General features: G+C 56.8%; 11 protein-coding genes. 5 read left to right on the top strand and 6 right to left on the bottom strand.

Annotated features, from left to right (window positions below):
- Positions 1–32: 32 nt before the first annotated feature.
- The 6 genes from H6B31_RS08720 to H6B31_RS08695 all read right to left on the bottom strand — a co-directional run bounded on the left by H6B31_RS08720 (position 33) and on the right by H6B31_RS08695 (position 7,033).
- Positions 33–812 (bottom strand): ABC transporter ATP-binding protein, encoded by a 780-nt coding sequence (locus H6B31_RS08720; RefSeq protein ID WP_204898161.1) that lies wholly within the window; start codon positions 810–812, stop codon positions 33–35.
- Entirely contained in the window at positions 796–1,800 is a 1,005-nt protein-coding gene (locus H6B31_RS08715) for a FecCD family ABC transporter permease (protein ID WP_204898160.1), read from the bottom strand. Before H6B31_RS08715 ends, H6B31_RS08720 begins: the two co-directional genes overlap by 17 nt.
- Before the next feature lie 31 nt (positions 1,801–1,831).
- Positions 1,832–2,911, bottom strand: coding sequence for an ABC transporter substrate-binding protein (locus H6B31_RS08710; protein WP_243418939.1), 1,080 nt, complete (start codon positions 2,909–2,911; stop codon positions 1,832–1,834).
- Positions 2,912–3,006: 95 nt separating this feature from the next.
- Entirely contained in the window at positions 3,007–3,693 is a 687-nt protein-coding gene (locus H6B31_RS08705) for a D-lyxose/D-mannose family sugar isomerase (protein WP_204898159.1), read from the bottom strand.
- An 825-nt stretch (positions 3,694–4,518) separates the two neighbouring features.
- Positions 4,519–5,949 (bottom strand): S-layer homology domain-containing protein, encoded by a 1,431-nt coding sequence (locus tag H6B31_RS08700; protein ID WP_204898158.1) that lies wholly within the window; start codon positions 5,947–5,949, stop codon positions 4,519–4,521.
- A gap of 436 nt (positions 5,950–6,385) precedes the next feature.
- Entirely contained in the window at positions 6,386–7,033 is a 648-nt protein-coding gene (locus H6B31_RS08695; RefSeq protein ID WP_204898157.1) for a SprT-like domain-containing protein, read from the bottom strand.
- A gap of 680 nt (positions 7,034–7,713) precedes the next feature.
- Here H6B31_RS08695 and H6B31_RS08690 point away from each other — a divergent pair.
- The 5 genes from H6B31_RS08690 to H6B31_RS08670 all read left to right on the top strand — a co-directional run bounded on the left by H6B31_RS08690 (position 7,714) and on the right by H6B31_RS08670 (position 11,701).
- The gene (locus tag H6B31_RS08690; RefSeq protein ID WP_204898156.1) at positions 7,714–7,962 is read left to right on the top strand and encodes a hypothetical protein; all 249 of its coding nucleotides are present in this window, start codon (positions 7,714–7,716) and stop codon (positions 7,960–7,962) included.
- A 101-nt stretch (positions 7,963–8,063) separates the two neighbouring features.
- A complete protein-coding gene (locus tag H6B31_RS08685; protein ID WP_204898155.1) occupies positions 8,064–8,864 on the top strand; it encodes a rolling circle replication-associated protein in 801 nt (266 codons plus the stop codon).
- Positions 8,865–9,025: 161 nt separating this feature from the next.
- Entirely contained in the window at positions 9,026–10,246 is a 1,221-nt protein-coding gene (locus H6B31_RS08680) for an FtsK/SpoIIIE domain-containing protein (protein ID WP_204898154.1), read from the top strand.
- Entirely contained in the window at positions 10,227–10,412 is a 186-nt protein-coding gene (locus H6B31_RS08675; RefSeq protein WP_204898153.1) for a helix-turn-helix domain-containing protein, read from the top strand. The genes H6B31_RS08680 and H6B31_RS08675 overlap by 20 nt, the downstream gene beginning before the upstream one ends.
- An 80-nt stretch (positions 10,413–10,492) precedes the next feature.
- Positions 10,493–11,701 carry a tyrosine-type recombinase/integrase gene (locus H6B31_RS08670; protein ID WP_204898152.1) on the top strand — a complete coding sequence of 403 codons (1,209 nt, stop codon included), beginning with the start codon at positions 10,493–10,495 and terminating at the stop codon, positions 11,699–11,701.
- Positions 11,702–12,031 lie beyond the last annotated feature (330 nt).

The raw sequence follows: 12,031 nt of genomic DNA, 5'->3' as shown, positions 1-12,031 counted from the left end.
GCTTGTCTCAATCGTTTTATGTGTTCCGCCGCCTACTCCATGGCGCAGAAGAGCCGCCCACTCTCCCGGTCCTGCCGGACCTGGAGCCCCGGATAGAGGCGGCCCAGGGCGCTCTGCACCGCATGGAGCCCGGTCTCCCCGGGGCGCAGCTCCCCGGCCAGCCGCCCCTCCTCCAGCAGCAGCAGGCGGCCGCACCAGCGCAGGGCCAGCGCCGGGTCGTGGAGCACCACCAGGGCGCACCGCTCCCCGCCCGCCAGGAGGCCGGTCAGGGTGCGGAAAAATTGGTGGGTATTGGGAAAGTCCAGGGCGCTGTTGGGCTCGTCCAGCAGCAGCACCGGGGCCCCCTGCACCGCCACCCGGGCCAGCTGGACCAGCTGACGCTGGCCCTGGCTGAGGGCGGCGCAGTCCCGGTACAAAAGGCCCTCGATGCCGAACTGCTCCGCCGCCCGGCGCACCAGCTCCCGGGTCTGACTGCCCGGCGGGCGCAGCGGGCCCTCCCAGGGGTAGCGGCCCAGCTCCAGCACCTCCTCCACCCGCAGGCCGGGGGAGGTTGGGGTGTGCTGGGGCAGCAGGGCCATCCGCCGGGCCCGCTGCCGGGGGGAGAGGGCGGCGCAGTCCTCCCCCCGGACCAGGACCTGTCCCTGACGCCGCCGGAGGCCGTAAGTCAGCCCCCGGAGCAGGGTGGACTTTCCGCTGCCGTTCCGGCCCAGAATGCCCACCAGCTCCCCGCCGGCCACCGTGAAGGAGACGTCCCGGACCACGAAATCGGTATATCCGGCCCACAGGCCCCGCACCTCAAGCATCGTCCCCATAGGTCCCCTCCTTTCGCCGCCACAGCAGGGCGGCCAGCACCGGCACCGCCAGCAGCACGGTAAAAATACTCAGGGGGAGGGTGTAGACCCGGGCGGGCAGGTCGGCGCACAGCAGCACCGCGCCCCCCACCAGCCCGCACAGGGGCAGGTAGGGCCCGCCCCGCCGGCCCAGCAGCAGCCGGGCAATGTGGGGGGCGATCAGCCCCACAAAGGCCACCGCCCCCAGAACGGACACCACCGCCGCCACCATCAGGGTGGTGAGGGTCAGCAGCACCCCCCGCCAGAACACCGGGTCCAGCCCCAGGCTCCGGGCCTGCTCGTCCCCCAGGGAGAGCATCAGAATGGGGCGGCGCAGCAGAAGCAGGGCGACGGTGCACAGGACCACCGCCGCCGCCGGGAGGGGCAGCTTGTCCGCCGTCATGGCGGAGAGACTACCCATGGTCCACACCTCAATGGCGGCCAGCTCCCGCTCCGGGTCGGCCATCACCTTCAGGGTCATGAGCCCCGCCTCCGCCAGGGAGGAGACGATGACCCCCGCCAGAATATAGCTGCCGGTGCGCTCCAGCCGGGCCGCCCCCACCAGAAGGAGCACCAGGGCCAGGGCGGCCATCCCCATGAGGAAGGAGCCCCCCATGATCTCCAGCCGGGTACCGGCCCCCAGCACGATGGCGCAGGCCGCCCCCAGGGAGGCCCCCGAGGCCACCCCGGTCAGGTCGGGGGAGGCCAGCGGGTTGCGGAACACCGTCTGGTACACGCCCCCCGCCAGCCCCAGGGCCCAGCCCGCCAGCAGCCCCATGCACATCCTGGGGAACCGCAGCTGCCAGAACACCTGAGCCTCCAGGGTCCCCTCCATTCCCCCGGTGAGGATAGAGCCAATCTGGGGCAGAGAGAGGGGAAAGCTGCCCACAAAGAGGGAGACGGTCCCCAGCCCCCCCACCAGGAGGAGGCAGGCCGCGGCGGCGGCCCAGTCCCGCCCATGCTTCTTCATGGCGCTTTCCCCTTTCCCATAAAACCGAAACTCACTTGGTGATCAGCGAGGCGTCTACGGAAAAGCCGTAGAAGGTCTGATAAAAGTTCTGGGCGTCGGCCGTGAACTCCTCAAAGGGATATACGTCGGGGTGGAGGACGCTGGTCATCCACATGGTGCCCAGAATCCCAGAGGGCACGGGGGAGTCCCACTCCTCGATGCCGCCGGGCATCTGGTAGACCGCGCCGTCCTGCACCGCGGGCAGGGCGGAGAGCTGGGGGTCCTCCACCACGTCCTGGACGGTGTACTCCGCCCCGGCGGGGAGCACGATGACCTGGGGCGCCATGGCCAGCACGTCCTCATAGGAGACCTCCGTCCAGTAGTCCCCCTCCAGGCTGTCCCCGGCGTTGACGCCGCCGGCCTGCCGGATGAGGGTGCTCTGGTACATGGAGGCGGGGGCGGTGGCCAGGAAGGAGGAGTTGCTGCCCATGTAGACCACGGGGGCCTCGGTGTCCTGGGTCAGCTCCGCCATCCGGTCCAGCTGCTCCTGATAATAGCTGGTGAGGGCCTCAGCCCGGTCCTCCAGCCCAAGGGCGGTCCCCATGAGCTGGAGCATCTCCACCAGAGCCTCATGGCTCTCGGGGTTGACCACCAGCACGGGGATGCCCAGCTGGGTGAGGGTGTCGGCGTAGTCCGCCAGGGCCTGGGGCATGATGACCAGCTCGGGCTCCAGAGCGGCGGTGGCCTCCACGTCCAGCTCCTTCATGGTGCCCACCTGGGGCTTCTCCAGCAGCTCAGGGGCGGCCATCTGGTAGATGGGGCGGGTGTCCGCCTTCTTCTCCAGGCCCACCACCCGGTCCTCCGCCCCCAGGGCGATGGCAGCGTAGGTAGAGATATAGTAGCAGCTGACAACGGACTGGGCCGGTCCCTCCAGGACCACCTCCCGGCCCGCCTGGTCGGTGAGGACGATCTGGCCCTCCGCCTGGCTGGCGCTCTCCGCGGGGGCGCCGCCCGAGGCAGACACGCTGCCGGACGCAGAGCTGCCCGCCCCGTTAGAACAGGCGGCGCAGCCCAGCGCCAGGGACAGGGCCAGCGCCAGAGCGGCAATTCGTTTCCATGTTCTGTGTTTCAAGCGTTTCACTCCTTCTGGTTGGTTCTGATACGCAGAGTACAGGACATTCTATCCTGCCCCGCATCATTTGTCAAAGATTTTCCACAGGCCTGTGTTTACTCCCTGGCCGCCGGGTACTCGCTGCACAGCAGGCGGTAGGGGGGCTCGTCCTCCTCGATGGTTGGAAAGCGGCCCAGCTGCTCATAAAAGCGGTTGTCCGTGTTGTCGTCGTTGCACTGGCTCACCTCGCCCAGCAGCACCGGACCGAAACCTGGCTCCACGGTAAAGTCGTGGTAGAGGTAGGGAGAGATGGTGATGCTCTCCCCCGGGGTCAGCCGCACCTGGGTCCCAGCAGGGACCACCATCTCCCGGCCGTCCACATGGACATGGACCTCCCGCTCCCGGTCCAAATCCTCGTCGGAAGTGGCGTGATATACCCGGATGAGCACGTTCCCGCCGCCCCGGTTGATGATGTCCTCCATCTTGGACCAGTGGAAGTGCATGGGGGAGTACTGCCCCTCCTTGATATAGAGGAGCTTTTCCGCATAAGTCTTGGTGTACTGGTCCAGCTTCAGATTCCCGTTGCGGAGGGTGATAAGGGAGAACCCCATCTTGTCAAAATCCCCCATGCCATAGTCGGTAATGTCCCACCCCAGCATGTTGTCCCGGATCTCGTCGTAGTCGTGCCCCTTCTCTGCCCACTCCTCCGGCGTGAACCCGCAGAAGGGGGGCAGGGCAAAGCGGTACTCCCGCACCATCTGCTCCATCTCTCTCAGAGCGGCGTTGATCTCACTGCGCTTCATAAAAATAACCTCCTTGCAGAGTTCCGGCTTTCCCCTTGATTTTACCATAAAGGACCGTCTTCCACAATTCAGAACTGTATCGGTCCGCAAAATCAAAAAAGGACACAACTCATGGTCGTGTCCTTTTTACGGCGGGTCGCTGCATATTTTCAAGTTCCCAAATCTGGATAAGCGGACAGTCCTGCCCCCAACCGCCATTTACGGCGGAATCTAAAATGGAAGGATATCCTTTCGGATGTCCTTTCGTTTGGGATAAGCACTACAATCTAGATATTTCAAATTTCGATTCGCCATCTTGACATCTTGCCCAACAGCCCTTCTGGGCCGCACCGCTTTTGCGGCGTTCGAGCGTTTTGCCGCAGGCAAATCCTCGGCGGACTGCGCCCGCAGGCGCGTTTCGGAGCGCAACCGCCGCGAAGCGGCGGCACTTGGCGCGGAGATGGGCGGCTTCGCCGCCCTGAGCATTAAAACACCGAAGGGTGTAGCCGCCTTTGGGCGGCGGAACCCAAAACGAAAGGACATCCTTTCGGATGTCCTTTCGTTTTGGTGGACGATACAGGACTCGAAATCCGAAGTCTGTGTTTTAAGTGCTGTTATCTAATACCAAAATGTCCTGATTTCAAGGGGCCTAGCGGTTTAGCCTTATTATCCTGTATCATGTTCTACCATCTAACATTAAGCTATTAAGGCTAAAAATAAGGCTAAAAAATCGCCCCGCAGACATACCATCGATACAGGATTTTTCATAATATCATATAGAAGAAGATCGACCAGGGCACCCGTGAGTGGGCACCCCGGCCGATCTGTTTTCTTGAAACTACACTTTCAAGTCCTGTCTTTATTAGTGAAAATCTGGCAGAAGTAATAACCGTTGTCCCCTTTTGCCACGCCAACACCGACAAAGATCATATTGGGATTCGTCATGGATTTGAAGTGCCCTTGAGAATTGACCCACGCTTCCATCACTGCGTCGACGCTATCTGTCGGCCCCCAGCAAAGAATTTCCTGATAGTTCATGGAATAAATGTCAAGCCCATATTCCGCAAAGATGGTATCGTAGAAATCTCCATTAGGTCTGCCATGGTCGATTGTCTGCATTTCCGCGCTTTCATTGGCTCTCTGCTGAGCAATCTGCATGAGCAGATTACTCTTGGACAGTGAACCGGCGTTATTCTCTGCCCGCACCTCATTCGTCAGAGCAATGATCTCATCTTTCACATCCACATAATCATCAGACGTAGAAGTACCAGGATTGGAAGAAGAACCCGTTACCGTAATAGTCCGCGTTGCAGTAACCCCATTGGAATCGGTGGCAGTGATAATAGCAGTACCCGGACCAACAGCGGCAATATCACAGGAAAAATGATTGCGAGAAGAAGCCTCGACAGTCACGACAGACGTATCGGAAGACTTGAAAGTGAATGTCAGGTCATCTGCGGCAGTGGCAGGGATGGTATTTACATCTGCAAAAACCTTATCTCCCACTGACAGACTGCTGTTCATGAGAGCAATCGTCAGCTTATAGTCAACATCAGGAGTCTCCGGCTTCTCAGGCTGTGTAGTCTCGCCGCCGGGATTGCCAGTCTGGGAATTGTCATTGAACGCCTTGTCGTAACGCATCAGCATGGTGGCAACTTGGGCGCGGGTCACGGGCGCGTTTGGGGACATGGTGGTAGCAGTGGTGCCGGACAAAATTCCATTTGGATAGGCCCATCCCAGCATACTTCGCTGCACTTCCATAGTAACGCCGGGGTCTCCATCATCCATATCCGTAAAGGGGCCGGTCTCCACCTCGTGCGAGTTGACTGCTTCATACCCCATCTGCTCCCGTGCAAATTTCCAGAGCATGATCGCAAACTCTCCCCGGGTCACTGCCTCATTGGGACGGAGCGTATCACAATTCTCTACAAATTGACTTGCAAAAATATTGCGGTGCCGCCCCCAGAATGCAGCGTCCCAGTAGTAAGCGTCATCCGCCACGTCCTGATAGGGGAATACCCACGTGTCTGGCAGCTGGGGGGACCCGGCATAACGGTATAGTACCTGGATCAACATAGCCCGGGTCATGCTGATCCCCGGCTCGAAGGTAGTGGCGCTAGTGCCCTGGAACAAGCCTTCATCCACCACGTACTGGATCGCGTCGTGCGCCCAGTAAGTGGCGGGCACGTCGCTGAAGGTCCGGGCGGCTAGGGCCGGGGCGGACAGGCCCATGCACAGGGTCAAGGTCAAGATCACGCTGAGTATCCGCTTTTTCATCGCTCCTGCTCTCCTTATTTTAATGTATTCCAGCGGACGGCCCCAGGGGGCGGGGATCGCTCCCCGCCCCGGGGATTGCCGCCGGAAACATAAAAGCGGTGTCGAGTTATGTACTCAACACCGCCTGACAAATCATCATGCGCAGCACAAGGCGATTCACCGCTCCGCCCTTGAAAAGCGAGGGCAAAACGGATATAATAGCCCCGTGGTGCAGTCAAAGACTGCTGTGCTGAGTGGTCCGATCACTCGTACAGGGGTATGGTGGGCGGCAACCCGCCATACCCTGCCCGCAATTATGTTTCCGCCCTTATTGTAGCCTGTCCGCAGTTGAAAAGCAAGGGCCGCGCGGATAGAAAAGCTAAAAAAACATCTGGAATTTTTTGAAGTACACTTTTCAGAATGCCTGTCAAGGTTTTTGAAAAGTGTACTTCACTTTTTATGCCTCTACCATGCGGAGCATACAGACCCCGCACAGGATGTTGACGGCCTTTGTGGCTCTCACCGACTGCCCGCAGCAGGGGCAGATCAGCTTCCGGGTGCTGCTGGGGCGCTTTCTGTCCGGCCCTGCGCCGGTTCCAGGCTGGGCCGTGCCTCCGGCCCCGGTGCGGATATATCCGTCCGTGCGGCCCATGTGAATGTCCGTCCAACCCTGAGAGATGATGAAATCAATCAACGCCTCCGTCGGCTCTGTGATACTCCAACCGATCCGGGGATCATAGCTGATTTTCAGGTCGCATTCTTCTGCCCGATCACGAAAAATTTTATTATGGTATGTTCCTCCCCGGCTGCAATCGCGGATTCCGGCTTGCAGGTGCCACAGGTGGGTGGCTTCGTGACAGAGCGTGCAAACGACATTTTCAATCGGCCGATCTAACGTTCCCGCACCGATGTTAAGTTCGTGCAGCTGTCGTCCGTCTGCTAGGTGCCAAACCTTGCCGACGGTGACATGGCCGTATGCCCTGGGCGTGCTCTGGATCGTGATGATCGGTTCCTCGATCTGGCCGTCAAAATAACGGGTGTTGATCGCACGGAAAATCTTTGTCAGGTACCCGGCAACCCTGGCAGTAGAAGTTGTGTCTTTCATGGTATAGCCTCCCAAAGTGAAAAATCAGCGGAGCAAAGCGGCTCGCTCGCTTTGCTTGATTCCCCTACCCGCCCGGCAACTAGTTTTGTCCAGGCTGGCCCCCTGGAGGGGGCCACTTGCGCAAAAAAATTCTTCGGCCCTTACGTGAACCGAAGAATTTTTTCGGCCTTGACACAACTCGTTGTCCGGGCCACCGTCCCGCAGGGACACCTTATTATAAGAGGACCGGAGCACAGAAAGAGCCTTTTGACAAGGAGAGTAAGTCCTCTAAAAAGTTGAATAATTTAATAACATGTGGTATAACACTGGAAAAAATAGGCGAAAAAAGTTCGAAAAATATATTGACAGTGCACGACGGATATGGTATCATATTTTCAGCAATAGATCGCGAGGGTCACCAGGAGCATGACCACGCACATGATCTCTGATCTCGCTGTACCTGACTGGTTATCAGGTTACAGATGGGTCTGTTGCGATCACCCTGCCCCTAGTATGTCAAAGCGTGACCAAACGGTTTTCCATCACCGGGTTACAGCTGATTATAAGCATGGAGAAGCGGCCTCATGGGTGAGCCGCAAAGCGGGCAACTCCACTTGGTCAGCAAGTGTCCCGTAACCGCGCAATAGGTGTAGTATGCCTGTTGCGTGGTTACGGGGCACTTTTTTATTTTTACGGAAAGGATGTTAAAAATGAAGGTTATCGGTTATAAACGGAGTGATTTCGTTACAAAGGATGGTGTGTCTGTTACTGGTCTGAACATCTATCTAACCTATCCTGCTACCGGGACCGACGCAGAAGGTGTGGTGGCAGAGCGCGTGTATGTATCTGATGCCAAACTCGCCAAAAGCGGCTATAAACCCCGGGTCGGGGACGAGGTGAACATTATGTATAATCGTTTTGGAAAACCTGAGACAATCACCAAAGTCTGACCTTCCAGGCAGAGCGGCCCTCCCCCCTACGGGGGGAGGGGCTACTTGATAGAACAACGGATTGACGTCGTAACCCATTAGAATATGTGAGGGACTAGGCTATGAACAGATATACAAATGCACGGCTAAAGGCATATCCGGCCAAAACTGTCATGCAAGTTGCCTCGAAGGATATATTTCCGCTCTCCTCCGACACTCGTGTGACTAGGCCCTATGAAGTGTCGCCACCAGGCAAGGCCAAAAATCCAGAACGGTCTCTAGCGGAAAGCAAGCGACTGGCAGTCGCTCATGTCCGGGACATTGCTCTATGCAATCATTTCGGTTTCATGCTTACCTGGACGCTGGACGGCACACTGATTGACCGTTACGATCCTGCCACAGTTTATAAGAAAACCCGTTATTTTCTAAGCAACGCTGTCCAACGCAAGGGATTTCAATATATTTTAGTCCCAGAATACCATAGACGCAAAGCAAACGAACCAACACCGGCTATACATATGCACGGCCTCTGTATACTTGGGAATGTGCCAATCGCCCGGGCAATTTCCCCGGCTGGCAAACTGATCTACGACGACGCTGGCCGTCCTGTGTACAATATGGTGGCTTGGAAATGGGGATTTACTTCCTGTGTTCCGATCGACGAACAGTATGAACGAGCTGCCAACTATGTTGTCAAGTACATAAATAAGTCCAATGAAAAAATCTTTGGGAAATGGTTCTTGTCATCGCGCGATTTAATTAAATCACCAGAGATTATACCCCTGGCCCCTGTTGATTATACAGATTTTCGGGACCCTGTTAAATTGAAAGTGCACGAACAAAATGAGGCTGAAATCTATCCGGGGCTGTCTATCGTATCGGAAGAATATCCCGCTTTAGAACAGGGGGTGACGGCAGAATGAGCAGCAAACATCAGGACCTAGTGACGCGGTCCGCCGTCGCGCAGGACCTCCGGCGGATCGTGCGTGGAGCGAGGACGCTCGGCCGTGACAAGCACAAGGAGAGATGGTTTGTGGCGTCTCTTCTAATCCCATGGGCCGCCTGGCACACGAGACACTGGATTATGCGCTATACACCTGACTCGATAGTAGCCGCGATGTATGACGATCTGGCTGGACTGGCGATCGTGCTGCTTGCCCTGGTCCTCCCCACGGCCCTCCTTTGGGCCTGGGGAGGACCAATCGAGAGCAAAGCAGTCCAAGATAACCTAATCCGGGCTGGACTCGTCAATGCAGTGGGCGAAGCGCCCACGTTGGAGGCAAAATGGATTAGCCCGGATAATCCTAAGATCACGGTGTACGAGTTTTTTTGCCGTGGCGTACCACTGGAAATATGGAAGCAGCACACAACCAGGATCGACTCGGCGCTGAACATCACTACGGCGGACACGCGGCAGGGACACGATAACAGTCATGTGCTCGTGTATGCGATCCCCGGGACCAGTCGTCTGGCGGGCATGATCCCTTGGCGTGAAACGTGCACCGTTCGGCAGGAAGGACTGGTGGTCCTTGGCGAGTCATTGATCGGGCCGGTCAAACTGGACCTCAATACAACCCCCATGGCAATTATCGGCGGGACCACTGGCAGCGGCAAATCCCAGATGGCGGTACTGGTAGCACATCAATTACTGCAACAGGGAGCACAGATCATTATAGCTGATTATAAGGGCTGTGCTGACTGGGATATTCCCATGTTTGATGCCTGCCAAAAGGTGGCTTGTCCAGAAGAAATGCTCCCCCTTTTGCAGTCCTGCGTGGCAGAGATGGAGCGGCGGCAAAAGATCTTTCGATCCGCTCATGCAAGAAACCTCCCGGAATATACGCAAAAAGCAAAGAAAGCGGGCTTAGAGCCGCTACATCGAATTGTAATTTGTATCGATGAAGCTGCCGATGTACTTGGACAAAATGTCGCGAAATCGGAAAAAGCTATGGCAGGGGAGATTGAAGCTCTCTGTGAAAAGATTGCCCGCCGGGGGCGGTCCAGCGGCATTAACCTGATCCTGGCAATCCAGCGGCCCGACAGCAGTATCAGCGGACAGATCAGATCAAATTGCCCGGCGAGGTATTGCGGAATGGCAGATCGTATTTTACGCGATATTGTCCTTGGTGACACACTGGACGAGACTGCGGTTTGGCCTGACACCCCAGGGCGCTTTGTGTCAAATGACGGGACTTTGTTCCAATGCTATTATTATGATGGATACAAGACACCGCCTGATAAAACCGACGATATTCCGTCGGTAGATGTAATCCAAGAGGTTGACTATGAAATACCGGAAGATTGACGATATACCGCTCGTGCTTTCCGTTTCCGATCTCGCAGAAGTTCTGGGGATTGGACTCAATAGCGCCTATGATCTTGTTCGATCGGGCCGCATTAAGAGCCTCCGGGTAGGGCACCAGATCAGAGTATCAAAGTCCGCTCTGCTGGACTTTTTGGAAGTACAGTAAAAAAGAAATTGACCCGCCGCCACGCAGAGAGTATCATAAGCTATAGTATGTCTGCGTGGCGGTTAGGAGGTTTGGAATAAATGCCACGCAAAAAGGAAATGGGCCGGGCCGCAAACGGTGTCGGCTCGATCCGCAAGATTACAAGCACCCGCAACGGGAAGGAATATACCTATTGGCAGGCTCGCTATACCGCCGGATATGATCCGGGAACCGGGAAACAGATACAGCGGTCAATTACCGGCAAGACCCAGAAGGAAGTCGCCCAAAAGCTGAAAGAGGCCACCTATCAGCTGGATCAGGGGACTTATCAGGCCCCGTGCCGGATGACGGTCCGGGATTGGCTGGAAACCTGGAAAGCGGAGTACACGAGAGACGTCAAAGAGTCCACCGCCTACATATACAAGAAAAATCTGGATATGTATGTCACTCCGTTTCTGGGAGCGGTCAAGCTGGAAGCCCTCACGGCTCCCATGATCCAGTCCCTATATAACCGCCTCCAGGTGCCGGAGAAAGAGGGAGACCCGGTGCTGTCCCCCAAGTCGATCCGTAATGTCCACGGCGTGTTTCATAAGGCGTTGCAGCAAGCCGTCCTAGTGGGGTACCTCCGCGTCAATCCCTCGGATGCCTGCAAACTGCCAAAGGCTGGGAAGAAAGAGATGTTCCCGCTGGACGAGGCTCATGTAATCGCGTTTGTCGCGGCCATCAAAGGACACCCCCACGAGTATCTATATCTCATTGATATGTATACCGGCGTGCGGGAAGGAGAACTTCTGGGCCTCATGTGGGACTGCGTTGATCTTGACCGGGGAACGCTACTGGTTAAGCAGCAGCTTCGACGCCAACAGCAGAAGGGCGGAACGTATTATATGGACACAACCAAGAACAGCAAATGGCGAGTTCTGAACCTTCCCACGTCTGTGGTGCGTCTGTTCCGCTTGCAGAAGCTGAAGCAAAACACTATGCGGATCAAGGCGGGGGATTTGTGGACGGAAAACAATCTGGTTTTCACGAACGAGACCGGGGGCTATCTATCTTATCGGACCGTGTACGACTGCTTCAAGCGGATCATGGTGAAGATCGGCTCTCCTGCCACGAGGTTTCACGATCTCCGGCATACATACGCCACCCTTGCCATCAAGAGCGGGGACGACATTAAAACCGTACAAGAGAACCTGGGCCACGCTACGGCGGCTTTCACGCTGGACGTGTACGGCCATGTCACCGCGCAAATGCGGAAGGACAGTGCGGAGCGGATGGAGCAGGTGATCCGCAAGGTTTCAGGCGGTTAAATTTTTTTGCCGCGCAATAAGGCTAAAAATAAGGCTAAACGCAATTTTCAGACAAGAAAAAATCCCTCAAAGCCTTGCGGCTCTAAGGGATTGTGATGGTGGACGATACAGGACTTGAACCTGTGACCTCCCGCACGTCAACCCCAAATAGAGATTTTTTCTAACTATTTTTGTAATTTTTAACCTTATCCGCTTTATTTCACTTGCTTTCCGTCACTCTTTAACCACAAGGTTTCCGCCTGTTCCAACGCTGTCTGTGGCTGGTTGTGTGGTCAAATCGTTGGGAGAGTATACTTTTGCGATCTGACCGTTTGCACAAATGTGGTCAGA

This window comes from Pseudoflavonifractor capillosus (assembly GCF_016899775.1).
Lineage (GTDB): Bacteria > Bacillota > Clostridia > Oscillospirales > Oscillospiraceae > Lawsonibacter.
The sequence above is the reverse complement of the archived record's forward strand: the minus strand, read 5'-3'. Positions and strand labels throughout refer to the sequence as shown.